The organism is Polaromonas sp. UC242_47, assembly GCF_044452385.1.
In the GTDB taxonomy this organism is placed as follows: Bacteria; Pseudomonadota; Gammaproteobacteria; order Burkholderiales; family Burkholderiaceae_C; genus Polaromonas.
This window is the reverse complement of the sequence record NZ_JBIOAO010000001.1, coordinates 4,218,085-4,242,732: the sequence shown is the minus strand read 5'-3', so window position 1 is coordinate 4,242,732 and position 24,648 is coordinate 4,218,085. Positions and strand designations below refer to the sequence as shown.

Genomic DNA, 24,648 nt, shown 5'->3' with positions numbered 1-24,648 from the left:
ATGGGACGGCAGACAATCGACAGCATGGTGTCCGCGCTGCCCACCTTGCCCGCCTTGCTGGAACACATCGGCCACCCCAAACAGCGGCAAGAACTTTCCCGGTTGCGGCTTGCGCTTGTTTTGATCGCTGGCTGCGCCCAGGCCTTGAGCATCGCCTGGCCTTTTCCCTGGGGGCTGGCGCAAGGCCAGCCGGTCTGGGGTTTGCAATTGCTGGCGCTGGGCATGCTGGTCTGGCAACTGGACCGCTGCACCGGCTGGAAGCAGGGGCTGGCACTGGGCTGGTCGTTTGCCAGCGCCTGGTTGTGCGGCATTTTCTGGTGGCTGTTTGTGTCGCTGCATGTGTATGGCGGGCTGGCCGCGCCGCTGGCCGTGCTGGCGATTGTCGGGCTGGCGATTTTCCTGGCCACGTATTACGCCGCCGCCTGTGCCGCGTATGTGGCGCTGGCGCCCGCAACACGGCTGCGACGCGCTTTGGTGTTTGCCGCACTCTGGCTGCTGGCCGAGCTGGCGCGTGTGGAGTTTTTCACCGGTTTCCCCTGGGGTGAGGCCGGTTATGCGCATCTGGACGGCTTGCTCGGCGACTACGCGCGCTGGGTGGGTGTGCATGGCATTACTTTTCTCGCAGCCTTTGTGGCGGCCTGCTTCGCCGGACTCGGCCAGTTCCGGCGCCAGCGGCTGATCGTGCCAGTGATCGTCTTGTTCTTCGGGCTGTCGCTGCTCGCCGGCCGACCCAATTCCACACCGACCGGCAGCCTGGATGTCACGCTGCTGCAGGGCAATATTCCCCAGGATGAAAAATTCCAGCCCGGCAGCGGTTTGCCAACCGCGCTGCGCTGGTATGGCGAGCAACTGCGCGATGCCAAAACCGCACTGGTGGTGGCACCCGAAACCGCGCTGCCCCTGCTGCCGCAACAACTGCCTGAAGGCTATTGGAATGCGCTGCAAACACGTTTTGCCAGTGGCCAGCAGGCGGCACTGATAGGTATGCCGCTGGGCAGTTACACCGAGGGTTACGCCAATGCGGTGGTCGGGCTGCGCCCCGCGGCATCCGCCGCAGCCGCGCAGGCGCCGCTTTACCGTTTTGACAAACACCATCTGGTGCCCTTTGGCGAATTTGTGCCGCCGGGTTTTCGCTGGTTCATTGACCTGATGCATATTCCGCTGGGCGACTTCAAACGCGGTGCGCTGGGTCAGCCTTCCTTGGATTGGCAGGGCCAGCGCCTGGCGCCGAATATCTGTTACGAGGATTTGTTTGGCGAAGAACTGGCGGCGGCTTTTGTCGACCCGGCCAGTGCGCCCACCATCCTGGTCAATGTCAGCAACATCGCCTGGTTCGGCAACACCGTGGCCATCGACCAGCACTTGGCCATTTCGCGCATGCGCACGCTGGAGTTCGAGCGACCCATGATCCGCGCCACCAACACCGGGGCGACGGTCATCATCAACCACCGCGGCGAAGTCACCCACGCGTTGCCGCGCCACACGCGCGGCGTGCTGGTGGGCGAGGTTGAAGGCCGGCAGGGCATCACGCCGTATGCCTGGTGGGTGTCGCGTTTTGGTTTGTGGCCCTTGTGGCTGGGCGCGGCCGGCCTGGTGCTGCTGGCTTGGCTGGGCCGCCGGCGCTAGCCAGGGCCTTTGAGTTGCTATTAAAACGGTAGCTGATTGCGCCCGTATTTAAAGGGCTGGAGCCACTTTTTCTTGAGAATTCAGCGCACAGCCTGGCCCATACGCACCAGCCGGCCTGGGCGGTGGGCGGTGATGTCACCTTCGCGCTGCACCGCCACCCCGGCCACCCAGGTCGTCACATAACCTTGCGCCTTTTGTAAAAAACGTTTGCCGCCGGCCGGCAGATCGCGCACCAGGGCTGGCGTGCCCATGGTCAGGCGTTGCGGATCTATCAGGTTGAGGTCGGCGCGCAGGCCGGGCGCGATCAGGCCCCGGTCCTGCAGGCCCAGGTAACGCGCATTGCGGCTGCTCATCATCTCAACCGCCTGCGCCAGCGAAAGTTGGCCCTCCGCGCGGCCCAGCACCCAATGCGTCAGCATGAAGGTGCTGAAGCTGGCGTCACACACCGTGCCCACATGGGCACCCGCGTCGCCCAGGCCGGACAGGGCGCGCGGATGAGCCAGCATCTGGCGCACCGCGGCCAGCGAGCCGCTGTTGTAGTTGAAGATGGGGAAATAAACCAGCCCACTGCCGTCGCCGGCGGCCAGGTGGTCGTACAGCGCTTCCAGCGGCGTGATGCCGCGTTGTTTGGCCTGCACCAGAAAACTCTGCATCACCGAGGGCTCGTAGTTGAGCTGGTCGTCCAGCGGGAACATGCGGCCACTGATCTGGTCTATGCGCGCCAGCAAAATGTCCACCAGCGGTGGAATCGCCGTGCCGTCGCCGGCCAGGCGTTCTGATTTTTCACCCAGGATGCGGGCCTTGCGCGCCGGTTCACGCAGCGCGACCGCACGTTGCTCCAAAGGCAGGTGCGCGACTTCCTTGTAACCCGGGAAACCCATGAAAGGGTGAAAACTCGCGTCCAGCCCGTTGATCACCCCAATGCCGCGCGCCGCGGTCTGCAGGTAAAGCGGCAGGCCGGCTGCCACCGCTGCTTCAACGCGGGCACGGATGGCCTCGTATTGTTCGCCGCCCGGGTCGCGCTGCAGCCAGGTCATGGACAGGGGTTTGCCGCTGGCGCGTGCCAGTTGTTCGATCAGCGAAAATTCGGCGTCAAACTTTTGCGGCCCCTGCAGCAGATCGAAGTCGCTGACCACTTGCACCACGCCGTGGGTGATGCCTTCAAAAGCGCCGGCAATGCCCACCAGTTCGGCGGCGCTGGCTTCGGCCGCCGGTGTTTCCTTGCCCTCAGACGTGCGGTGGTTGTCGCTGCGTCCGGTACTGAAACCCGCCGCGCCGGCTTGCAGCGCTTCACGCAACAGGGCACGCATGGCCGCAATGTCGTCAGTCGTGGCGCTTTGCTGGGCCACGGCGCGCTCACCCATCACGTACATACGCAGCGGGTCGTGCGGCACTTGCACCAGGTAGTCCAGGCTGCGCGGGTCTTGGTCCAGCGCATCCATGTATTGCGGAAAACTCTCCCAGTTCCAGCGTATGCCTTCGTGCAGCGCGGCGCCGGGAATGTCTTCGACCCCTTCCATGAGTTTGATCAAATCATCTTCATGGCCGGGCCGCACCGGTGCAAAACCCACGCCGCAATTGCCCATCACCAGGGTGGTCACGCCGTGGTAAATGCTGGGCGTGAAGTTCTCGTCCCAGGTCACCTGGCCGTCGTAATGGGTGTGGATGTCGACAAAACCGGGTGTCAGCCACAGGCCTGGTGCGTCCACGGTTTCCTGCGCGGCTTCGTCGATGGCGCCGACGGCCACGATGCGGCCGGCGCGTACACCGACATCGGCGACAAACGGCTGGGCGCCGCTGCCGTCCACCACGGTCGCGCCTTTAATGAGCAAGTCGAGCATCTTTCCCCCTCCACCAATACGCCAGTGACAGGCCGCTCACGATATGCCAGATGCCCCACAAGCTGGCCAGCGTCACCATGCCCAGGTCGCTGTTGAACTGCACACCAATGATGCCCAGCGCCAGCCCCGAGTTCTGCATGCCGCCTTCGATCATGACGGCGCGCCGGTCTTTTTCGCTGACGCGCATGGCGATGCTGGTGATCCAGCCGAAAAACAGGCCGCTGGCGTTGTGCAAGACCACAATCAGCAGCAGGGGCAGCAGGCCCAGGGTCAGCAACTGGCGCTCCTTGATCAGGCCGGCGACGATAAACAGCAGCAGGGCGATCACGGCGAAATTGCCCAGGGGCTTGCGGATGCGGGCGGTGAGGGCGGGCAACTGGTGCGACATCAGCAGGCCCAGGCCCATGGGCACGGCCAGCAGCAAGAGCAGGCTGAGCCAGATGCCCGAGGGGTCCAGGTCCAGGGTGCGCAGCCAGGCGGCGGTGGCCGGGTTGCTGGCGATCATCCAGCTGAAGTTGAAGGGCGTGGCAAACAGCGCAATCACGCTAGCCACGGCCGACACGCTGACCGACAGCGCCGCGTTGCCCCGGCCCAGGTGGGTGATCACATTGCTCAGGCTGCCGCCCGGGCAGGCCGCGACCAGAATCATGGCGGCCTCGACATTGGGCGGCAGGTCCAGCAACAGGGTGGCGATCCAGGTGCCCACCGGCAGCAGGATGAACTGCGGGATCAGGCCGCAGATCACCGCCCTGGGCGCCTGGGCCACACGCTGGAAGTCGCCGACCTTGAGGTCCAGCGCCACCGAAAACACCATGGTCGCCAGGACCAGGCTCAAAATCAGCTGTTGGGTTGTCATCTCTGCCTTGTGTTGGCCAGAGATTAACCGCCCAGGCGCTTCGCGCCATCAAGGGTTTGCGCGAAGGCCGGGCCGGTTTTTCACCCGCGGCGGACCCGCCCCCAGGCCTAGAGCTGGCTCAAGCCGCCGTCCACAATCAGTTCGGTGCCGACAATAAAGGCGGCTTCCGACGACGACAGGTAGACCACAGCGCTGGCCACCTCGGCGGGTGTGCCGAAGCGTTTCAGCGGCACCTGCGCCTGGATGCCGGCGGTCATTGCCTCAAGCTGGCCGGCCGGTACGCCCAGTTTGCCGTAAAGCGGCGTGGTCACGGGGCCGGGGCTCACCACGTTGACCCGCAGGCCGCGCTGGATCAGCTCCGCCGACAGGGTTTTGGCCAGCGAGATCAGCGCCGCCTTGCTGGCCGCATACACGCTGGAATTGGGCATGCCGATGTGGGCGTTGATGGAGCCATTCAGGATGATGGCCGCGCCCGGGTTGAACAGGGGCAGCAGCGCCTGGATGGCGAAATACGCCCCTTTGACATTGACGTTGAAGGTCTGGTCCCACAAGGCTTCGTCAATCGCCTCCAGCGGCGCAAACTTCGCCACGCCGGCGTTGATGAACAAGGCATCCAGCGTGATGCCCTGGCGGGAGAGGGCGGCAGCCAACTCCTTGGCGGCCTGGCTGTCGCCCGCGTCATTGCGCAGCGCCAGCGCCTGGGGGCCGAGTTGCGCGCGAGCCTGGTCCAGCGTGGCCTGGTCGCGGCCGGTGATGATGACGCGTGCGCCTTCCTGGGCAAACGCGAGTGCGGTGGCCAGGCCAATGCCGCTGTTGCCGCCGGTGACGAGGACGGTTTTGTGGTCGAAGCGTTTCATGAAAGTTCTCCAAAGTGGGGTGGTCTGAAGGCTGGGCGCCTGGGCCGGCGGGTTCTGGGGCTGACCGGTGACTGAACTTTAGGATTTAACTTCTATGAGAAGAAGTGGCATAAAGTGGTTTAATCATTCAGCTTTTATGAACTTCAAGGGGCTGGCATGGACCGTTTGCGCGCTTTGGAGGTTTTTGTGGCCGTGGTGGGTCGGGGCAGTTTCACACGCGCCGCCGATGCGCTGGATACCTCGCCCGCCAACGTCACCCGTTATGTGAACGAGCTGGAAGCACACCTCGGCACACGGCTGTTGAACCGCAGCTCGCGCAAGTTGTCGCTCACCGAAAGCGGCGAGGCGCTGTATGAGCGCAGCAAGTCGATTCTGGACGAGGTGGCCGAGGCCGAGGCGGTGGCTTCCCTGGCGACGCTGCAGCCGCGCGGGCGTTTGCGCATCAACGCCCCGGTGAGTTTTGGCATCCGGCACCTGGCGCCGCTGTGGTCGCGTTTCATGCAAAGTTACCCTGACGTGGAGCTGGACGTTGCGCTGAGTGACCGGGTGGTCGACATCGTGGAGGAGGGGTATGACCTGGCCGTGCGTATCTCGCGCGCCGGGCCGGCCACCCATGCGGCGCGCAAGCTGGCGACCTCGCGCAACGTCTTGTGTGCCGCGCCGGCCTATGTGCAGGCTCATGGCGAACCCCAGACCCCGGCTGACCTGGCGGTTCACCGCTGCATTGCCTACACCTATGCCAGCACCGCGGACGAGTGGCAATTTGTCGACGCGCAAGGCCGGCCGCAGGCGGTGAAAGTGAACAGCGTCATGCACACCAACAATGGCGACACAGCCCGCGCGGCGGCGCTGGCGGGGTTGGGCATCATCTGGCAGCCCACGTTTCTGGTGGGTCAGGATCTGGCCGAGGGCCGCCTGCGGCCCTTGTTGCCGGGCTACCGCATGCACGACACCGATGTGCTGGCGGTGTATCCCAGTCGCCGCCACCTGAGTGCCAAGGTCCGGGTCATGGTCGATTTCCTGGTGGAGGCCTTCCGCGGCACGCCCCCGTGGGACGTCCCGGCGGCCCTGGCGCCGCAGCCGGCATCGCTTGCGCCGGCCCGCCGTCAGCGCCGCGTAAAATGAGCGGTTTGGCGATCACCGCCCGCGGTATCGTTGTCCCGGCGCTGCAACAGGCGCCGCGCTTTTGTCACCAACCATTCCTATGCTCACTTTCCAGCAAATTATTCTGAAGCTGCAGTCCTACTGGGCTGACCAGGGCTGCGCACTTTTGCAGCCTTACGACATGGAAGTCGGCGCCGGGACGTCACACACTGCTACATTTTTGAGAGCGCTCGGCCCCGAGCCCTGGAAGGCCGCCTACGTGCAGCCGAGCCGCCGCCCGAAAGACGGCCGTTACGGCGAAAACCCGAACCGCCTGCAGCATTACTACCAGTACCAGGTCGTGCTGAAACCCGCGCCAAGCAACATCCTGGAGCTTTACCTCGGCTCGCTGGAAGCCCTGGGCTTCGATTTGAAGAAAAACGACATCCGATTTGTCGAGGACGACTGGGAAAACCCGACGCTGGGCGCCTGGGGCCTGGGCTGGGAAGTCTGGCTCAACGGCATGGAAGTCACGCAGTTCACCTACTTCCAGCAGGTGGGCGGCATCGACTGCAAACCCATCACCGGCGAAATCACCTATGGCCTGGAGCGGCTGGCCATGTATCTGCAGGGCGTGGACAACGTCTACAACCTGCAGTGGACCGACGGCCTCAGCTACGGCGACGTCTACAAACAAAACGAGGTGGAGCAATCGACCTACAACTTCGAACACAGCGACGCCGACTTTTTGTTCACCGCGTTCACCGCGCATGAGAAGCAGGCCAAACACCTGATCGAAGCCCAACTGGCGCTGCCGGCGTATGAGCAGGTGCTCAAAGCCGCACACAGCTTCAACCTGCTGGACGCCCGCGGCGCCATCAGCGTGACCGAGCGCGCCGCCTACATAGGCCGCATCCGCAACCTGGCGCGTGCCGTGGCGCAAAGTTATTACGAAAGCCGCGAACGCCTGGGTTTCCCGATGGCACCGCGCGAGTGGGTGGAACGCATGCCGAAAAAGGCTGCCTGACCGATGAAGAACGCGTGGGTGACACGTGCAATGCTGGCGGGGCTTGCCCTGTTCAGCTTTGCTGTGTCTTCGGCTGCGCTTGCGCAGGCGCTACCCCAGCTTCAATTCGACGGCAAACCCAACAAACAGGCGCAGTACGAAGTCGCTCTAGCGCACATGCAGACGGGTAAGGCTCAAGGGTGCAAGGGCGACTTGGCGCTACTGCGTTACCCGTTTGAGGATGGTTATCGGCGTGCGCTGAATGCGGCAGAACGCCATGTCAAAGACGCGCCAACAGACGCGCACAGGCAGGACTTGCTGCTGGCCATCACCAAGCTGCCGGTCAGGCAGGTTCGGCCCGACGGGGCTCGTTCTGCCGCACCCGATGAGACGCGCGCCGCCACGGCGCGCCAGGCGGCCGCGGCATCTTTTGCCTCCGCCATTGCGATCCTCGAAAAGCTGCTGGCCTCCGAGCCCGAGCATGCCGCGTGGCAGCGTGATCTGGCTGTCGCCTATTCGCGCTTGGCCAAGGTATCGGGTGCTTGGACCAAGAGCCGCGACCTGCACCAGAAAGCGGTAGACCTGCAGAAAAGCGTTGTGGCGAAGAATGCTGGCAACAAGGCCTGGCAACATGATCTTGCCGTCATGTATGAAGGCTTGGGTAGCGTTCAATTTGGCATGGGCGGGGAAAAACCGGCTCGTGCCGCCAAGATGGCCGAACTCGAACTCCGCGAAAAATTGGCCGACGCTGAACCTGCGAACACGAAATGGCAGCACGAGCTGGCGTTGAACTATGACCGCTTGGGCGAGATGTTTGCCACCATCGCCAACGTCAGCCAAGCGCGCGATGCGTTCCTGGCTGGCTTTGAAATCCACGACAAACTGGTGAAGCTCGACCCCAGCAATCTCGCGTGGCAGCTTGATTTGGCGCGCAACCGAAGTGACGCCGCAGAGTTTGAACGCCACCGGGGCAAATCTGAGACCGGCGCCAAGTTGCGGCAGGAAGCCCTGCGGCTGCGAACCGCCATCATTGAGCGCGACCCAGCCAATATCGATGCGCAAATGGATCTGCGCAGCAGCTACTTTCAGATCGCCCGCGACCACCGCAGTGCTGAGGGCGACGCTGACGCCACCGCCGTCTACCGCAATGCGCTCGCGCACATGCAGCGTATGGCAGCGGCGAATCCAGCCGATCCCGGTTGGCTTTACTACCAACTGGAGCTGCAGTTCCAAATCGGTTATCTCATCCAGGATGTGATTCAACCGCGCTTGGGCACCCGGACCGCACCACCGCCCGAGCTGGTCGAACGCGTCATCGCCGACACCAACGTTGTTTTTCAGTCGATGCTGGCGACCATGCGCACTTTGACCGCGATGAGCGCCCATCCTGAAACCGCCCGAATTTATGAAACCGCGCAGGCCCCTCGCCTGTGCACAATCTCACTATGACCACCCAAAGCCTGCTTGTTGAACTGTTTGTCGAAGAATTGCCGCCCAAGGCGCTGCGGAAATTGGGCGAGGCATTTTCCGGGGTGCTTTTTGATCAGTTAAAGGCGCAGGGACTGACCGGCGCCGATTCGGTCGTTTCACCGTATGCCTCGCCGCGCCGCCTGGCCGCGCACATCACGGCAGTGGCGGCGCAAGCCGCCGACAAGGCCGTGTCGCAAAAACTGATGCCGGTCAGCGTGGGGCTGGATGTGTCCGGCAACGCCACACCGGCGCTGCTGAAAAAGCTGCAGGCGCTGGGCGCCGATGTGTCGGCTGTTGCCGGCCTGAAAAAAGCCATGGACGGCAAGGCCGAGGCGTTGTTTTACGACAGCACGGTCACCGGGGCGACCCTGGCCGAAGGCCTGCAAAAAGCGCTGCTCGAAGCGATTGCCAAGCTGCCCATCCCCAAGGTCATGACGTACCAATTGGAAACCGATTGCGAACTGCCGGGCTGGAGCAGCGTGAGTTTTGTGCGCCCGGCCCACGGCCTGGTGGCCTTGCATGGCAGCAGCGTGGTGCCAGTCACGGCGCTGGGCCTGAAGTCGGGCAACAGCACACACGGCCATCGCTTCGAGGCCTTGGTTGATCCCGTCGTGTTGCCTGACGCCGACAGCTACGCAGCCACGCTGGAAAAAGACGGCGCCGTGATTGCCGGTTTTGCCGCGCGCCGCGCCGAGATAACCCGCCAGCTGGCGGCGGCTGCGGCCAAGCTTGGCGGTGGTGTCAAAGCCATTGAAGACGAGGCCTTGCTGGATGAAGTGACCGCGCTGGTCGAGCGCCCGAATGTGCTGGTCTGCGAATTCGAAAAAGAATTCCTCGATGTGCCGCAGGAATGCCTGATCCTCACGATGAAGGCCAACCAGAAGTATTTCCCGCTGCTCGATGCTTCGGGCAAGCTCTCCAACAAATTCCTGGTGGTGAGCAACATCAGCCCGGCCGATGCCAGCGCGGTGATTGGCGGCAACGAACGGGTGGTGCGCCCGCGTCTGGCCGATGCCAAGTTCTTTTTTGACCAGGACCGCAAGAAGACGCTGGCTTCGCGCGTGGCGGGGCTGGACAAGGTGGTGTATCACAACAAGCTGGGCACGCAGGGTGAACGCATCCAGCGCGTGCGGGCAATTGCCAAGGCGATTGGCCAGCAACTGGGTGGCGACATGCTGGCGCAGCAGGCCGATCAGGCGGCGCAACTGGCCAAGACCGATCTGGTGACAGATATGGTGGGCGAGTTCCCCGAGTTGCAAGGCATCATGGGCCGTTATTACGCGCTCAACGACGGCTTGCCTGCCGTGGTGGCCGACGCCATTGAAGACCATTACAAGCCGCGTTTTGCCGGTGATGAGTTGCCGCGCAACGCTGTCGGTGTGGTCGTCGCGCTGGCCGACAAGCTGGAGACGCTGGTCGGCATGTTTGGCATCGGCAATCTACCGACTGGTGACAAAGACCCGTTTGCGCTGCGCCGCCATGCCTTGGGCGTGATTCGTATGCTGGTCGAGAAGGATTTGCCGCTGTCCCCCCGTCGCTTGCTTGCAGTAGCAACGGCTCCATTTGTAGAGCAGTTCTGCGGAGGATCGGTTGCATCCATCGAGTTGATGCCACCAGATGCGGATGAAAACCTCCTGCAGTCTTTGAATAAACACTTTGGCGTGGCGAATTCATCGGGACAGGAGCTTGCTAGCTTCATCTATGACCGCCTGGCCGGATCGTTGCGTGAGCAAGGTTACAGCGCGCAGGAAGTCGATGCCGTGCTGGCCTTGAAGCCACAACGCCTGGGCGATGTCGCCAAACGCTTGGCGGCCGTGCGCGCTTTTGCCGCACTGCCCGAAGCGCCGGCGCTGGCCGCCGCCAACAAACGTGTGGGCAACATCCTGAAAAAAGCCGAAGGCACGGTGGAGGCCAAAGTCCATTCTGACTTGCTCCAAGAGGATGCTGAAAAACAGCTGTTCTCCACACTGCAAATCGTTGCGTCGATTGCGGACGGGCATTTTGCGCTGGACGACTACGCCGCGTCGCTGCAGGCGCTGGCGGCCTTGAAGGCGCCGGTCGATGCCTTCTTCGACGGTGTGATGGTCAACGCCGAAGACCCGGCTTTGCGCGCCAACCGCCTCGGCTTGTTGGCGACTTTGCACCAGGCCATGAACCGCGTGGCCGACCTCTCCAAGTTGGCTGTCTAAAGAAAGCCTGGCGTATGAAACTTGTCATCCTGGACCGCGACGGCACCATCAACAGCGACAGCGACGATTTCGTCAAGACGCCGGACGAGTGGATGCCACTGCCCGGTGCGCTGGAGGCGATTGCGCGGCTGACCCATGCGGGCTGGCATGTGGTGATTGCGTCCAACCAGTCGGGCCTGGGGCGTGGTTTGTTTGACGTGGCGTCGCTCAACGCCATGCACGCCAAGATGCACAAGCTGCTGGCGGCCCAGGGTGGGCGCATTGATGCGGTGTTTTATTGCCCGCACAGCCCGGAAGAGTCCTGCAACTGCCGCAAGCCGCTGCCCGGCCTGTTCGAACAAATCGGTGCGCGGTTTGGTGTGCCGCTCAAAGGGGTGCCCACCGCCGGCGACTCGGTGCGTGATTTGCTGGCCGGTGCTGCCGCCGGTTGCGAGCCACATCTGGTGCTGACCGGCAAGTCGGCGCCGTACCGGGCTGGCGGCCAGCCCGAGGGCCTGCCGCCGGGCACACGTCTGCACGCCGACCTGGCGGCCTTTGTCGAATTCATCCTGAACCGCGGCGCTGTCACGTGACGCTATAAAAACAGTAGCTTCTTGCGCCCGTATCTAAAGGGCTGCAGGCCTGAAATGCTTAAACCCTTGATTGACAACACGCCATGGCACTGATTCGCTCCATTCTTCATCTTCTGTGGATGGCCATCACGGTGGTGCCGTGGGCGCTGGCCGTGCTGGTGTTTTCGCTGTTTGGCAGCAGCACCCAGATTTACTGGCTGTGTGCCGGCTGGCTGCGTCTGGCGGTCAGCGGCGGCACGGTCATCCTGGGCATCAAGAACCGGGTGACCGGCATGGAAAACCTGCCAACCGGCGAAACCAGCGCTGCCGTGCTGCTGGTCAAACACCAAAGCACCTGGGAGACCTTTTCCATGGTGACCCTGATGCCACATCCGCTGGCCTTTGTGTTCAAGCGTGAGCTGCTGTACGTCCCCTTTTTCGGCTGGGCCATGAGCCGCATGGACATGATCCACATCGATCGCAGCCAGCGGGCCCGGGCTTTCAACAAGGTGGTGGCCCAGGGCAAACGCCTGATGGCCCAGGGCACCTGGGTCATCATGTTTCCCGAAGGCACGCGTATTCCGCGCGGGCAAAAAGGCGTCTACAAAACCGGCGGCACACGGCTGGCGATTGAAACCGGCGCGCCCGTGATCCCGGTCGCCGTGACCTCGGCCAAGTGCTGGCCGCGCAAGGCCTTTATCAAGCGGCCGGGCATTGTCGATATCTCGATTGGCAAACCCATCAGCAGTGTGGGCCGCAAGCCCGAAGAACTGATGCGTGAAGTCGAGGCCTGGATAGAAACCGAGATGCGCCGCCTCGATCCCGAGGCTTATCGTTAGCCCCCACGCTTGTCGCTTCGCGTACGGCGCTGCCCCCCAGGGGGGGCGCTGCGCCTGCGGCCCGGCGGAGCCGGTTCCGCGGCCCCGGCTGGTAGGGAGGACGTCCCTGTGCGGCGTTCGGCGCCTTTAGGAAGTGCCGGCCGGCAGCGCTAAACTGCCTGCATGCAAAGGCTTCTCCAGTTCACGCTTGACCTCTTTGATTCGGTGCCCGTCAAGCCCGCGGCGCAAAAACCGGACAAATCCAAAAATAAAGAGCCAAATCGGCCTCCAGCCCTTGCGGATTCTGAGCAAGCAGCTCCTGAAAGCATAGCGAGCCAGGCGCTGCTTGCAGACCCGCTGCCGACGCAGACCTTGCAGCAGTTGCTGGACCCCGCCACCTACCGCCATCCGAATGCCAGCCGCGAAGCCCTGCTGGGCGAGACCGTGGTGGCTTACCAGTTCCGTCGTGGCAAACGCCGCACCATAGGTTTTTCTGTCGGCGCCGAGGGCCTGGTGGTGAGCGCACCCAAGTGGGTGCCGCTCTACGAGATTGACAAGGCGGTGCAGGAAAAAGCCGGCTGGATTGTGGCCAAGTTGCAGGAAACCCGGGCCCGGCATGCGCGGCTGGAATCCGCGCGCATTGACTGGAAAAACGGTGCGAGCCTGCCTTTCCTGGGTGCGCCTGTGACGCTGGTCATTGACCCGCGCCACGCCTTTGGCGGCGTCGGCGGCGAACTCAAGACCTCCACGGCCTCCGACAGCCCGGGCGGGACGGCGGCATCGACCCTGCACATCGCGCTGGCGCAGGACGCCACGGCCGACCAAATTCGCGACTCCGTGCAGGCCTGGCTGATGCGTCAGGCCAAACGCTTGTTCACCGAGCGCCTGGACCACTTTGCGCCGCAGCTGGGCGTGCAGTGGCGCAAGCTGAGTTTGAGCAGCGCCGGTACCCGCTGGGGCAGCGCCAGCGCCGACGGCTCCATCCGCCTGAACTGGCGGCTGATTCATTTCAAGCTGTCGGTGATTGATTATGTGGTGGTGCATGAGCTGAGCCATCTGCGGGAGATGAACCACAGCCCGCGTTTTTGGGACACGGTGCGCGCCGTGGTGCCGGATTACGCGGAGTTACGCAGCCAGTTGAAGGACGAAACCATGCCCAAATGGTAGGACTTGGTGATAAATTGCCGGAATTCGCGTCTAAGCGTCGGGGATAGTCGGACGGATGGACAAGTTGTTGAATTCATGCAATATCATAAATATGACAAAAACAATAAGTTCATAAAAATTCATAGCAAAGGCCTCCATGAACGACAAACCTATTCTTGTGGTGGAAGACAATCCGGACCACCTTGAGCTCACCGTTCTGACGTTGCAGGAGCAAGGGGCGGACACGGTGATCGTGACCGCGCGTGATGGTGCCGAGGCCCTGGATTACCTGTTTGGCCAGGGCGTCCATGCCGGCCGTGACATCCACAAACAACCGGCCTTCATCCTGCTGGACATGAAGCTGCCCAAGCTGTCCGGCCTGGACGTTTTGCGCAGCGTGCGCCGCAACCCGCTGACCGAACTGGTTCCGGTGGTCATGTTGACCTCGTCCAGCGAAAAATCCGACATCGTGGCCTGTTATCAAGGCGGCGCCAACGGTTTTGTCCGCAAACCCGTCGACTTTGGCGATTTCACCGAAAAATTGAGCCGCCTGCTGGACTATTGGCTGCGGGTCAATGAGTCCCTCGCCACGGCCTGAGCACGGGTGTTGCTGCGCGGGTTTGACCCGAGGCCGGGATCGCATCCGACGCTGGCGCTTCTTCTTTGGCTGGTCGGTGCGCATGACTTACAGTCGGGTGAGTTAAATAGCTGGAAGCAACATGAAGGCTAGGATCAGTTTGCGTGCACGCATCGTCATGCTGGTGGTCGTGGCGATTGTTCCGCTGTTTGGCATGTCGATTTTCAAGGCGCTGCACAATGCCGAGGCGGAGGTCGTGCTGGCCAAAAGCAATCTGCAATTTGCCGCCTCGCTAGCCGCCGCCGGCCAGGAAAATATCGCCGACTCGGCCCGCCAGGTATTGACGGTGATGGCGTCCTTGCCCGGCCTGCAGGACGGCAAAAGCACTGATTGCGACCGCTATTTTTCCAGCCTGACCCAACGCCTGCCCGAATATGCCAACCTGGGCCTTCTGGGGCTGGACGGCTATACCCGTTGTCATGCCCTGGGCAGCGACAAAAAGGCCTTCCTGGGCGATCGTCGTTATTTTCGTGACGCCATTGAGCAGCGGCGTTTTGTGGTGGGCCCTTACACGGTGGGGCGGCTGGCGGCCGCTAAACCGATCATGACCTTTGCCCAGCCGGTGATTGATGCCCACGATAAGGTGACAGGCGTGGTGTATGCCTCCTTCGATCTGGAGCAGATGGCCAAGTCGATCGCCGACATACAGTTGCCCGAGGGTGCCGCGCTGGGCATTCAAGACCGGGATGGGGTCTTGCTGGCGGGCAAACCCGTGTTGCCGATTAAGGTGGGGGACACGGTCCGTTCCCCGGTTTTGCGGGAAGCGGTGAAAACCTTGAGTTCGGGGGTGCGCGAAGGCGCCGACGGTGCGGGGCAGGCGCGTTTGTGGGCCTTCATGCCCAGCAGCCCGCGTGCGGAGTCGTCGGTGTTTGTCTCGGTCAGCATGGCCCGCGACCAGATTGTCGGGCCCAGCCGCAAACAGCTGTGGCTGGAACTGGCGACCTTGTCACTGGTGGCTTTTCTCGGCGGCTGGATTGCCTGGATGATTGGGGGGCGTGCGATTGTGGCGCCGACCCGGCAAATCCTGCATGCCACGCGTGAGCTGGAGCGAGGCCACCTCAACGTGCGTATCCCGATTCGCCAGCACGCGACTCAGGGCGAATTTTCCCGCATCGCGGCCAGTTTCAACCTGATGGCCGACTCGCTGGAGCAACGCGAGCAGGATGTGGAAAAAGAGCTGGCACGCAGCCGGCAGGCGTACGAAACCCTGGAGCTGATCATTAACAGCATGCAGGAAGGACTGATGGCGGTGGACGCCACCGGCCGGCCGCTGCTGGTCAATGACACGGCGTCGCAGCTGTTTGCCATCGACGAGTTGTCCCTGGTGCTGGCCGCGCGCTGGCCGGAGCGCCAGGGCCTGTTTGTGCCGGGCACGCAGACCTTGTATGCCTTCGACCAGTTGCCTTTGTACCGGGCGCTGCAGGGCGACAGCGGCGGGCCCTTGCCCATCCTTGTGCGCAATACGCGTGAGCCTGCCGGGCGCCTGATCAGCTGCAATTACCGACCCATGCGCGGCCCGAGCAGCGTGCTCGGGGCCTTGATGGTGTTCACGGACATCACCGAAGTTGAGCGGCTGCAGCTGGAGCAGGCGCGCAGTTATGAGCAGTTGCGTGAAGCCCAGCACAAGCTGCTCAACGCCCAGCGCCTGGGGCGTATCGGCAACTGGGAGCTGAATCTGATCACCCAGGAGCTCTGGTGGTCCGACGATGCGCATGAACTGTTTGGGATGGAGCGCGAGAATTTTCTGAGCAGCCGGGATGCGTTCACTCGCTTGATCCACCCGGAGGACAGGCCTGACTACATGCGCCAGCGCGACGCCGCTGCGCGCGATGCCTTGCCCCTGGACTCGGAATACCGCATCATCACGCCCGCTGGGCAGGTCCGCTGGATACACCAGCATGGTGAGCCTTTTCACGACCCCACGGGCGCAGCGATGTTGCGCGCCGGTGTGGTGCAGGACATCACAGCGCGGAAACTCGCGGAGCAAGTGGCCGCACGCAGTACCGAGTTGCTGCGCCGCACCGGTGAGATGGGGAAAATCGGTGGCTGGGAAGTGGTGCTCGATGGCATGCAGATGGCCTGGTCGGAGCAGGTCTACCGTATCCACGAGGTGGATCCCGCCACGCCCATCAACATCAATGATGCCTTTTTGTTCTATGCGCCCGAGGCGCGAGCGGCCATGAGCCGCGCCGCGCGGGCCGCCGCGGACCACGGCACCTCCTGGGACCTGGAGTTGCCGCTGGTGACCGCCAAGGGCCGCCATATCTGGGTGCGGACCCAGGGCCAGGCCTTGATGCAGGATGGCGTGGTGGTGCGTGTGGTGGGCGCGCTGCAGGACATCACCGAGAAACATGATTCGCAGGAGCAACTGCGGCTGTTGGGGAGCAGCATTGCCCGCTTGAACGACATCGTGCTGATTACCGAAGCCGACCCGCTGGGCGAGCCGGGGCCGCGCATCGTGTTTGTCAACGACGCGTTTGAGCGCCGCACCGGTTACAGCCGCGAGGAAGTGCTGGGCCGGTCGCCGCGGTTTCTGCAGGGCCCCAAAACGCAGCGCGCCGAACTGGACCGTATTGCAGCGGCGCTCCGGGACATGAAACCGGTGCGAGCCGAACTGATCAATTACAAAAAGAGTGGTGAAGAGTTCTGGCTGGACCTGGACATGGTGCCCCTCGCTGACGCCAGTGGGGCCTTCACGCATTTCGTGGCGATTGAGCGCGACATCACCAAACGCAAGCGGGCCGAGCAGGCCCTGATCGACAGCGAGCAGCGTTATGCGGCCCTGTTCGAGTCGGCACCGGTGCCGATGTGGATCGCCGATGCCGGGACCGGGGAATTTCTGGCGGTCAACGAGGCGACCCTGGACAGTTACGGTTACACCCGGGACGAATTTCTGCACCTGACGATTTACGACATCCTGCCCGAGGCCGAACATGAACGCTTGAAGAAACATCTGGCGCGGGATTTTCTGGGGTCGGCGCACCGGTGGTTTCATGTGCGCAAGACGGGCCAGGAGTTTCCGGTGGAAACGGTCTCGCGTGCCATTGCCTACCTGGGGCGAGACGCCCGCTTCGTGGTGGCGAACAATATCACCGCACAACTCAAGGCCGAGAACGATGTGCAGGCCCACCTGTTCACCTTGCAGCGGGCCGCCGATGCGACCCAGGCCATCACCAGCCACCGCCGGCTGGAAGCCACCATGCAGGAGACCGTGGACCAGGCCAGGGCCGTGGTGGGTGCCCACCAGGCCGTGGTGAGCCTGACGGCCAGGGGCAACTGGGCTCAGACCATCAATGCCGTGTCCGTGACGGACAAATATGCGAACTGCCGGGATTTTGTCAGCCAGTCGTATGGCAGCGGACTCTGGGCGACCGTGTGTGACACCAACAGTCCGATGCGGCTGACGGAGGCCGAACTGGCGGCGAATCCGCGCTGGCGCGCCGTGGCGGGTGAGGCCGCCGGCAAACAGCCGGCCATGCGCGGCTGGCTGGCGGTGCCGCTGACGGGGCGTAATGGCGAAAATATCGGCCTGCTGCAACTGACCGACAAATACGAGGGTGAATTCAGTTTGCAGGACCAGTATGTGACCGTGGAGATCGCTCAACTGGCCTCCATTGCCATTGAAAATGCCAAACTGTTTGAGCAGGTGCACCAGCTCAACCTGGGGCTGGAAGCCAAAGTGGCCGAACGCACGGCGGCTTTGGAGCGGCAGGAGGCCTTGTTCCGGGCCTTGGCCGAACAGGCCCCGCAGGTCATCTGGACCATAAACGCCAAAGGCCGGGTGACCTATCTGAATCGCAAATGGTACGAGTTGATGGGCGGCACCCTGGCGGACTGGCAGGGCCGGAGCTGGATGGCGGCGATGCATCCCGACGACTTGCCTGACATGGCCGCCAACTGGGAAGCCTCGCGCCAGAGCCTGACGCCGTATATGGGACTGCGGCGGCTGATGGTCAGGGACGGCACTTACCACACCATGTCTTACCGGGCGTCCCCGGTGCTTGATGACAGCGGTGAGGTCTTGTTCTGGGTCGGCATTGATGCCGACGTGAGTGAGATCAAGGCGATCGAGGCCGCGCTGCGCCTGTCCAACCAGGAGCTGGAAGCCTTTTCCTATTCGGTGTCGCATGATCTGCGCTCCCCCTTGAACACCGTGGACGGCTTCAGCCGCCTGCTGGCCAAACAATTGAGCTCCGGCCCGCCCAACGAAAAAGTCCAGCACTACCTGTCGCGTATCCAGGCCGGCGTGGCGCAGATGGGGCGGCTGATTGAGGACTTGTTGTCGCTGGCGCAGGTCTCGCGCATGCAACTGCGTTATGAAACCATCGATCTGAGCGCGATTGCACGCGAGATAGCCGACGAATGCCGGGTTCGCAACCCTGAACGCAAGGCCGAGATCAGTATCGAAGACGGCTTGCGGACCCAGGGGGACGGGCGGCTGATTCGTGTGGTGATGGAAAACTTGTTGGGAAATGCCTGGAAATTTACTTCTCAGCGATCTTTTGCCGTTATCAAGGTGGGACACACCACGGATGTTGCCGGGGCAGCCGTCTTTTTTGTCCAGGACAACGGTGCCGGGTTTGACATGGCGTATGCCGACAAGCTTTTTAATACTTTTCAGCGCTTGCATGCGGTGACCGAGTTTCCGGGGACTGGTGTGGGGCTGGCGACGGTCAGCCGGGTGATTGGCCGCCACCGGGGTCAGGTGTGGGCAGACTCGGAGCCGGACAAAGGGGCGACCTTCTTTTTTACCTTGCCAGGAGCGCCATCCCTTTGAGTGAGTAGACAAGCGGAGGCCGGATTGTCAGAAGAGGCTTGGAAGTGACCGAGAGTTAGACCAATTGAATAAACCTATTAATCTGTTTAAATTGCTAGTTGAATTTTTTTAGGCTTTTGCTATGCCGCGTGAACCCCTGTCTTTTGAGAGCGCCATCACGGCTACCGATTTCTCCAGCGAGGACTACTGCGGCACCACCTATGCCGCGAAATTGCTGGGTCTGTCGGTGGCCACGGTGCAGTCACTGGTTGAAAAAGGCGAAATTGAAGCCTGGAAAACGCTGGGAGGCCATCGCCGGCTGTCCCTGCGGGCCATCAATGCTTACCTGCAAAAACACAGCCCGCAGCTGGCACATGCGGACCCGGACCCCAGGAGTCGCCTGAGTGTGCTGGTCGTGGAAGACGACGAGGCAGCACGGGAGTTGTACAAAGCCCAGTTCGAGCAATGGGACATGACGGTGGATTGCAGCTTCATGAACTCCGCCCTGGAGGCCTTGATGGATATCGCCAGCATGCGGCCGGACCTGTTGATCACGGATCTGAACATGCCGGGGGTCGACGGCCTGGAGATGTTGCGTGCCCTCAAGCGCAACCAGCAACTGTCGGCCATGCAGATTCTGGTGATCAGCGGATTGCCCGAAGACGTTGTCAAGGAACGCGGCGGGCTGCCACCCAGCGCGCATTATTTGGAAAAGCCGATCAATTTTGACTGGTTGCATGGTTACATCACCGCACTGCTGGTGGCCAATCGCAAGTGGCGTTAAGGCTGTCGCCGGCTACTTGCCCTTAAACAAAGGGCAAGCCAGGGTCAGCGTTCATTGACTACCTTGACAACATGGCTGAAGTCGCTGACCAGGTCCAGGAGGCTGCCAGGGCCTGGACTGGCTGATGCCCCGGCGACAGGACAGCAGGATACTTTTCTGGCCGGCCTGGAACTGGCGACCGATGGCATCGCCTTGTTGGACAGCAAGGGGCGGCTGACGACCCTGAACAGCCGTGCCCGGGCGCTTCTTCAAATGCCGCAGGCCGGTCTGCCGGGCACCCAGTTCTGGGACGCCGTGCCTGCGCCGATTGCCGAGAAACACCGCAGCCAGGCCGAGCAGGTGTTGGGGGCCGGCAAGGCCCATACTTTTTTGCGCACCATGTGCGTGAGGACCAATGGATAGAGTACCGTCTGCGGCCGCATGCCGGCGGATGGGCACTCAACCTGCGGGACGTCAGCGAGACCCGTCAAGCCCTTTTGCAATTGCAGAGCAGCGAATTTTGCAACCAACGCCTGTTTGACGCGAATGCGCAAGCCATGTGGTTGTTCGACATCTCTTCCCGGCGCCTTCTGGCGATCAACCGGGCGGCGGCCGCGTTTTACGGCATGGCGCCGGACGCGTGGGCAAACCTCCCGGTTGAGGCACTGTTTCCGGAAGCTGAAGGCGCGAACTGGCTGGATGGCCTGCCAACAGGGGAATTTCAGCAGCAGATGCGGCTGTGTACCCAGCAAAAAATGACTGGCGAACGTGTGCTGGTGGAGCTGGCCTGCAGCCCTGTGCAGTGGTTCGAACATGCCGCCGTGCTGGTCAGCGTGGTAGACGTCGGGGCCAAACATCTGGCCGATGTGCAGTTGCAGCGGCGCAATGCCGTGCTGGCGCAGCGCCTCGATCAATGCCATGCCGAGTTGCAGCGCAGCCACGAGGAGCTGGAGGCTTTCAGCTACGCCATGTCCACCGACCTGAAAGCGCCCTTGCATGTTGTCAACGGCTTTGCCAAGACGCTGGCGGAGCGGTATTCGTCGGCGCTTGACGCGCAGGGCCAGCACTACCTGACGCGTATTCGTGCCAGTACCCGCCAGCTGGCCAAGTTGATTGACGATTTACGCACCTTGACCCATTTGCCACGCATGAGTCTGGCGCCCGAGGTGCTGGATCTGACGCCCGTGTGCCAACGCCTGGTGAACGAACTGCGCCAGCGCGAACCGGAGCGGCAACTGGTGCTTGAAATGGCGCCTGCGCTGCCATTGCTCGGTGACAGGCGCCTATTGACCCTGGCTTTGGCCTGCCTGATCGACAACGCCTGGAAGTTCACGGCCAAAAAAGAGCAGGGCTGGATCAAGGTCGGGCTGATGCCCGGCCAATCCCCAAGCGGGTGCGTGTTGTTTGTGTCGGACAACGGGGCTGGTTTTGACGCCGCCTACGACGACAAATTGTTCGCACCGTTTCAGCGCCTGCATTCGGCCGCTGATTTCCCAGGCGGAGGACTGGGCCTGGCCATTGTCAAGCGGGTGGCGGACCGCCATGGCGGTACCGTCTGGGGCGAGAGCACCGACCAGGGGGGTGCCAGTTTTTTCCTGTCCCTGCCGCAGGCGCTCAAGCCCCCGCAGCGATCCCTCTAGGCGGGCTGGAAGCGGTAAACACCATCGGCCCCCAGCCGGCGTTTCAGTTTGCCTTCAAACCACAAGGTGTGCAGATGGGCCACCGCCTCACCCAGCGCGAAGGTGGTCTGGTGTACATCCAGCTTGCGTTTGAACATAACCGGCAGGATGTCCACACCGCTGCAGGGGCTGGTCTCGCAGGCTTCCATGACTTCTGCCAGCCGGTCGTGGTGATGCGCATGTAATTGCGCGATGCGCGTGTGCAGGCCCTTGAAGGGTTTGCCGTGAGACGGCAGTACCAGTGTGTCGGGCGCCAGCGACTTGAATTTGTCGATGGACTGCAAAAACAGGGTCAGCGGGTTCGACTCCGGTTCGGCGTCATAAACGCTGACATTGGTCGAAATACGCGGCAGGATCATGTCGCCGCTGATCAGCAGGCCGGCATCGGCACAGGACAGCGCGATGTGTTCCGGCGCATGGCCATAACCGCTGATGCAGGTCCACTCGCGGCCACCGATGGCAATGACCTGACCGTCCATCATGCGGTGGTAACGGTTGGGCACGGCGGGCACCAGGCCTGGGTAGTAGTTGGTGCGCCCCCGGATTTGTGTGACGTATTCCGGGTCGCTCAGCCCGTGCGAGACGAAAAAATTGGCCGCGTCTTCGCCGCCGAAACCGGTGGGGCCCAGGGTGCTGAGCCGGGCCGTGTGGTAGTCGGTGGCGCTCATCCACAGCGGCGCGTTCCAGCGGGCACATAACCAGTGCGCCAACCCGATGTGGTCGGGGTGCATGTGGGTGACAATCACGCGCAGAATCGGCAGGCCTTCCAGCTCATTGGCAAAAATGCTTTCCCATTGCGCCCTGGATTCGTCTTTGCTGATGCAGCAGTCCACCACCGTCCAGCCCTGGGTGGGGCCATCCGGACCGTCCAGGGTATCGCGCAGCAGCCAGAGGTTGATGTGGTCCAGCGCAAAAGGCAGGCGCATCCGTATCCACTTGACGCCTGGGGCCACCTCCAGCGTGCCGCCGGGCGGCGGCAGGTCGTCGCCAAAAGGGTAGTGGAGTTGTGCTTCCAGTTCATTCATCTTGTAAGATCGCTCGGTAGGTTGACGTTTACGTTAACGTAAATTCGAAGATCCCTCATTACACCTGATTTATCGGGCGGTTTCACAAAGGTCCTGTCCCCAGGGTTTCACAGCATGGCAAGCACCACCTACTCCATCAGCGATCTGGCCAAAGAGTTCGACCTGACGACTCGCGCCATCCGGTTTTATGAAGACATGGGGCTGCTGCAGCCGCAGCGCGAAGGGCCGGGCGGGCGCAACCGGGTCTACACCGCACGCGATCGCACGCGGCTCAAGCTCACCCTGCGCGCCAAGCGTCTGGGGCTGTCCCTGGTGGAGGCCAAGGAAATCATCGATTCTTACGACAGCCCGCGCGACACGGCCCCGCAACTCAAAAAATTTCTGGCCATTCTTGCCGAACACCGCAAGAAGCTGGAAGCGCAGATGCTGGACTTGCAGGCCAACCTGGATGAGATACGTACCCACGAAAAAGACGCCAAAGCCTTGCTGGGCAAGGCTGAAAAGCCCAAAACCGCTTCCTTGTGAGTTTCGGTTTCTGCGCCGGCTCAGCATGTCCCGCGGGGCTTGTGAGGCGTTCCGCTAAATCAGTCATAATTGACGTTTACGTAAACGTCAATCAAAAAAAGTCTCCCTTCCACACCTTTCACAGGCCTTTCACATGGACGCATCCACCGCGCCGTCAGAACTGTTCCGGCGCATCGAGACAAGCTTTTTACGCCAGGGGCTGATGCAGCACCTGGGTGCCCGGCTGCTGCGTGTGGAGCCCGGCCTGTGTGAGGTGGCGCTGCCTTATTCGGAGCGTGTCACCCAGCAGCAGGGCGGTTTTCACGGTGGCGCCATGGGCGCGCTGGCCGACATTGCCGGCGGTTATGCCGCATTGACGGTGGCGGCTTTGGACGCCGAGGTCACCACGGTCGAGTACAAAATCAATTTCCTGGCCGCTTTCAGGGACGGCGAGCTGCGCGCGGTGGGCCGTGTGACCAAGGCCGGAAAACGCATTATTGTGACCACGGCGGAAGTGACACACCTGGACGCAGGCGGCAAGGAAAGTGCCTGCGCCCTGATGCAGCAGACGCTTGTTCCAGTCCCCAAAACCTATTAAACACGCGTCCCGGACCCTCTCCAGCGCGCGCCTTCAGCCTTCAGAAAGACCATCATGACCAACATGCCAGGACTCAATTTCCAGCTCGGCGAAGACATTGACGCGTTGCGCGATGCCGTGCGTGAATTTGCCCAAAGCGAAATCGCACCGCGTGCCGCCGAGATAGACCGCAACGACCAGTTTCCCATGGATTTGTGGCAAAAAATGGGTGCATTGGGCGTGCTGGGCATCACCGTGAGCGAAGAATACGGCGGCGCCAACATGGGTTATCTGGCGCACATGATCGCCATGGAGGAAATCAGCCGCGCCAGCGCCTCGGTGGGTTTGTCTTACGGGGCGCACAGCAATCTGTGTGTGAACCAGATCAAGCGCAACGGCAGCGACGAGCAGCGCAAAAAATACCTGCCCAAACTCATCAGTGGTGAACATGTGGGCGCCTTGGCCATGAGCGAGCCCAACGCCGGCAGCGACGTGATCAGCATGAAACTGAAAGCCGAAGACAAAGGCGGTTATTACGTTCTCAATGGCAGCAAGATGTGGATCACCAACGGGCCGGACGCCGATACCCTGGTGGTTTACGCCAAAACCGAGCCCGAACTGGGCGCACGTGGTGTCACGGCCTTTTTGATTGAAAAAGGCATGAAGGGTTTTTCCGTTGCGCAAAAACTCGACAAGCTGGGCATGCGCGGCAGCCACACCGGCGAGTTGGTCTTCAACAATGTGGAAGTCCCGGCGCAAAACATCCTGGGCGGCCTCAACGGCGGTGCCAAGGTCTTGATGAGCGGCCTGGACTATGAACGTGCGGTGTTGACCGGCGGCCCCCTGGGCATCATGCAGTCGGTCATGGACAGTGTGATTCCCTATATCCACGACCGCAAGCAGTTCGGCACCTCCATCGGCGAGTTCCAGCTGATCCAGGGCAAGGTTGCCGACATGTACACCGTGTTGCAGGCTGGGCGCTCGTTTGCCTACACCGTCGCCAAAAACCTGGACATGCTGGGCACCGAACACGTGCGCCAGGTGCGCAAGGACTGCGCTTCGGTCATTCTCTGGTGCGCGGAAAAAGCCACCTGGATGGCCGGCGAGGGCGTGCAGATTTTCGGCGGCAACGGCTACATCAACGACTACCCGCTGGGCCGGCTCTGGCGCGACGCCAAGCTGTACGAAATCGGCGCCGGCACCAGTGAAATACGCCGCATGTTGATAGGGCGCGAGCTGTTCGCGGAGACGATGTAAATCCCGA

General features: G+C 62.3%; 20 protein-coding genes. 16 read left to right on the top strand and 4 right to left on the bottom strand.

The window, feature by feature from the left end:
* A complete protein-coding gene (gene lnt / locus ACHMXK_RS20595; protein ID WP_397442385.1) occupies positions 1–1,626 on the top strand; it encodes an apolipoprotein N-acyltransferase in 1,626 nt (541 codons plus the stop codon).
* A gap of 80 nt (positions 1,627–1,706) precedes the next feature.
* Here lnt and ACHMXK_RS20590 read toward each other — a convergent pair whose 3' ends face one another.
* The 3 genes from ACHMXK_RS20590 to ACHMXK_RS20580 all read right to left on the bottom strand — a co-directional run bounded on the left by ACHMXK_RS20590 (position 1,707) and on the right by ACHMXK_RS20580 (position 5,180).
* Positions 1,707–3,467, bottom strand: a complete 1,761-nt coding sequence (locus ACHMXK_RS20590) for an amidohydrolase family protein (RefSeq protein ID WP_397442384.1) — start codon at positions 3,465–3,467, stop codon at positions 1,707–1,709.
* Positions 3,448–4,323, bottom strand: coding sequence for a bile acid:sodium symporter family protein (locus tag ACHMXK_RS20585; RefSeq protein ID WP_397442383.1), 876 nt, complete (start codon positions 4,321–4,323; stop codon positions 3,448–3,450). Before ACHMXK_RS20585 ends, ACHMXK_RS20590 begins: the two co-directional genes overlap by 20 nt.
* Before the next feature lie 107 nt (positions 4,324–4,430).
* On the bottom strand, positions 4,431–5,180 hold the full coding sequence (locus tag ACHMXK_RS20580) for an SDR family oxidoreductase (RefSeq protein ID WP_397442382.1): 750 nt from the start codon (positions 5,178–5,180) through the stop codon (positions 4,431–4,433).
* 156 nt (positions 5,181–5,336) lie between these two features.
* Between ACHMXK_RS20580 and ACHMXK_RS20575 the strand changes: the two genes are divergently transcribed.
* From ACHMXK_RS20575 to ACHMXK_RS20520, 12 genes are all read left to right on the top strand, one after another.
* Positions 5,337–6,305, top strand: coding sequence for a LysR family transcriptional regulator (locus ACHMXK_RS20575; RefSeq protein WP_397442381.1), 969 nt, complete (start codon positions 5,337–5,339; stop codon positions 6,303–6,305).
* Positions 6,306–6,384: 79 nt separating this feature from the next.
* The gene (gene glyQ, locus ACHMXK_RS20570) at positions 6,385–7,290 is read left to right on the top strand and encodes a glycine--tRNA ligase subunit alpha (protein WP_397442380.1); all 906 of its coding nucleotides are present in this window, start codon (positions 6,385–6,387) and stop codon (positions 7,288–7,290) included.
* Between the two features lie 3 nt (positions 7,291–7,293).
* A complete protein-coding gene (locus tag ACHMXK_RS20565) occupies positions 7,294–8,718 on the top strand; it encodes a hypothetical protein (protein ID WP_397442379.1) in 1,425 nt (474 codons plus the stop codon).
* The gene (gene glyS / locus ACHMXK_RS20560) at positions 8,715–10,928 is read left to right on the top strand and encodes a glycine--tRNA ligase subunit beta (protein WP_397442378.1); all 2,214 of its coding nucleotides are present in this window, start codon (positions 8,715–8,717) and stop codon (positions 10,926–10,928) included. The genes ACHMXK_RS20565 and glyS overlap by 4 nt, the downstream gene beginning before the upstream one ends.
* Before the next feature lie 14 nt (positions 10,929–10,942).
* Positions 10,943–11,500, top strand: coding sequence for a D-glycero-beta-D-manno-heptose 1,7-bisphosphate 7-phosphatase (gene gmhB, locus ACHMXK_RS20555; protein WP_397442377.1), 558 nt, complete (start codon positions 10,943–10,945; stop codon positions 11,498–11,500).
* Between the two features lie 83 nt (positions 11,501–11,583).
* Positions 11,584–12,318, top strand: a complete 735-nt coding sequence (locus ACHMXK_RS20550) for a lysophospholipid acyltransferase family protein (protein ID WP_397442376.1) — start codon at positions 11,584–11,586, stop codon at positions 12,316–12,318.
* Positions 12,319–12,480: 162 nt separating this feature from the next.
* Entirely contained in the window at positions 12,481–13,464 is a 984-nt protein-coding gene (locus ACHMXK_RS20545; protein WP_397442375.1) for a M48 family metallopeptidase, read from the top strand.
* A gap of 136 nt (positions 13,465–13,600) precedes the next feature.
* A complete protein-coding gene (locus ACHMXK_RS20540) occupies positions 13,601–14,041 on the top strand; it encodes a response regulator (protein WP_397442374.1) in 441 nt (146 codons plus the stop codon).
* A 121-nt stretch (positions 14,042–14,162) separates the two neighbouring features.
* Positions 14,163–18,857 carry a PAS domain S-box protein gene (locus ACHMXK_RS20535; RefSeq protein WP_397442373.1) on the top strand — a complete coding sequence of 1,565 codons (4,695 nt, stop codon included), beginning with the start codon at positions 14,163–14,165 and terminating at the stop codon, positions 18,855–18,857.
* A 121-nt stretch (positions 18,858–18,978) separates the two neighbouring features.
* Positions 18,979–19,620, top strand: coding sequence for a response regulator (locus ACHMXK_RS20530; protein WP_397442372.1), 642 nt, complete (start codon positions 18,979–18,981; stop codon positions 19,618–19,620).
* 63 nt (positions 19,621–19,683) lie between these two features.
* Positions 19,684–20,022 (top strand): PAS domain-containing protein, encoded by a 339-nt coding sequence (locus ACHMXK_RS20525; RefSeq protein ID WP_397442371.1) that lies wholly within the window; start codon positions 19,684–19,686, stop codon positions 20,020–20,022.
* Complete coding sequence (locus ACHMXK_RS20520; protein WP_397442370.1) at positions 20,001–21,239, top strand: ATP-binding protein; 1,239 nt, start codon at positions 20,001–20,003, stop codon at positions 21,237–21,239. The genes ACHMXK_RS20525 and ACHMXK_RS20520 overlap by 22 nt, the downstream gene beginning before the upstream one ends.
* Here the strand turns inward: ACHMXK_RS20520 and ACHMXK_RS20515 are convergent.
* Positions 21,236–22,303: an MBL fold metallo-hydrolase gene (locus tag ACHMXK_RS20515; protein WP_397442369.1), complete on the bottom strand. Its 1,068-nt coding sequence runs from the start codon at positions 22,301–22,303 to the stop codon at positions 21,236–21,238. The genes ACHMXK_RS20520 and ACHMXK_RS20515 overlap by 4 nt on opposite strands.
* Before the next feature lie 114 nt (positions 22,304–22,417).
* On the opposite strand from ACHMXK_RS20515, the gene ACHMXK_RS20510 reads away from it, so the two are divergent.
* From ACHMXK_RS20510 to ACHMXK_RS20500, 3 genes are all read left to right on the top strand, one after another.
* The gene (locus tag ACHMXK_RS20510; protein ID WP_397442368.1) at positions 22,418–22,828 is read left to right on the top strand and encodes a MerR family DNA-binding transcriptional regulator; all 411 of its coding nucleotides are present in this window, start codon (positions 22,418–22,420) and stop codon (positions 22,826–22,828) included.
* A gap of 133 nt (positions 22,829–22,961) precedes the next feature.
* Entirely contained in the window at positions 22,962–23,405 is a 444-nt protein-coding gene (locus ACHMXK_RS20505) for a PaaI family thioesterase (RefSeq protein WP_397442367.1), read from the top strand.
* A gap of 54 nt (positions 23,406–23,459) precedes the next feature.
* The gene (locus tag ACHMXK_RS20500) at positions 23,460–24,641 is read left to right on the top strand and encodes an isovaleryl-CoA dehydrogenase (protein ID WP_397442366.1); all 1,182 of its coding nucleotides are present in this window, start codon (positions 23,460–23,462) and stop codon (positions 24,639–24,641) included.
* The last annotated feature ends 7 nt before the right edge of the window (positions 24,642–24,648 follow it).

Coding starts and splice junctions, on each gene's coding strand:
- lnt (WP_397442385.1), top strand. CDS start 1: ATGGGACGGCAGACAATCGACAGCATGGTGTCCGCGCTGCCCACCTTG.
- ACHMXK_RS20590 (WP_397442384.1), bottom strand. CDS start 3,467: ATGCTCGACTTGCTCATTAAAGGCGCGACCGTGGTGGACGGCAGCGGC.
- ACHMXK_RS20585 (WP_397442383.1), bottom strand. CDS start 4,323: ATGACAACCCAACAGCTGATTTTGAGCCTGGTCCTGGCGACCATGGTG.
- ACHMXK_RS20580 (WP_397442382.1), bottom strand. CDS start 5,180: ATGAAACGCTTCGACCACAAAACCGTCCTCGTCACCGGCGGCAACAGC.
- ACHMXK_RS20575 (WP_397442381.1), top strand. CDS start 5,337: ATGGACCGTTTGCGCGCTTTGGAGGTTTTTGTGGCCGTGGTGGGTCGG.
- glyQ (WP_397442380.1), top strand. CDS start 6,385: ATGCTCACTTTCCAGCAAATTATTCTGAAGCTGCAGTCCTACTGGGCT.
- ACHMXK_RS20565 (WP_397442379.1), top strand. CDS start 7,294: ATGAAGAACGCGTGGGTGACACGTGCAATGCTGGCGGGGCTTGCCCTG.
- glyS (WP_397442378.1), top strand. CDS start 8,715: ATGACCACCCAAAGCCTGCTTGTTGAACTGTTTGTCGAAGAATTGCCG.
- gmhB (WP_397442377.1), top strand. CDS start 10,943: ATGAAACTTGTCATCCTGGACCGCGACGGCACCATCAACAGCGACAGC.
- ACHMXK_RS20550 (WP_397442376.1), top strand. CDS start 11,584: ATGGCACTGATTCGCTCCATTCTTCATCTTCTGTGGATGGCCATCACG.
- ACHMXK_RS20545 (WP_397442375.1), top strand. CDS start 12,481: ATGCAAAGGCTTCTCCAGTTCACGCTTGACCTCTTTGATTCGGTGCCC.
- ACHMXK_RS20540 (WP_397442374.1), top strand. CDS start 13,601: ATGAACGACAAACCTATTCTTGTGGTGGAAGACAATCCGGACCACCTT.
- ACHMXK_RS20535 (WP_397442373.1), top strand. CDS start 14,163: ATGAAGGCTAGGATCAGTTTGCGTGCACGCATCGTCATGCTGGTGGTC.
- ACHMXK_RS20530 (WP_397442372.1), top strand. CDS start 18,979: ATGCCGCGTGAACCCCTGTCTTTTGAGAGCGCCATCACGGCTACCGAT.
- ACHMXK_RS20515 (WP_397442369.1), bottom strand. CDS start 22,303: ATGAATGAACTGGAAGCACAACTCCACTACCCTTTTGGCGACGACCTG.
- ACHMXK_RS20510 (WP_397442368.1), top strand. CDS start 22,418: ATGGCAAGCACCACCTACTCCATCAGCGATCTGGCCAAAGAGTTCGAC.
- ACHMXK_RS20505 (WP_397442367.1), top strand. CDS start 22,962: ATGGACGCATCCACCGCGCCGTCAGAACTGTTCCGGCGCATCGAGACA.
- ACHMXK_RS20500 (WP_397442366.1), top strand. CDS start 23,460: ATGACCAACATGCCAGGACTCAATTTCCAGCTCGGCGAAGACATTGAC.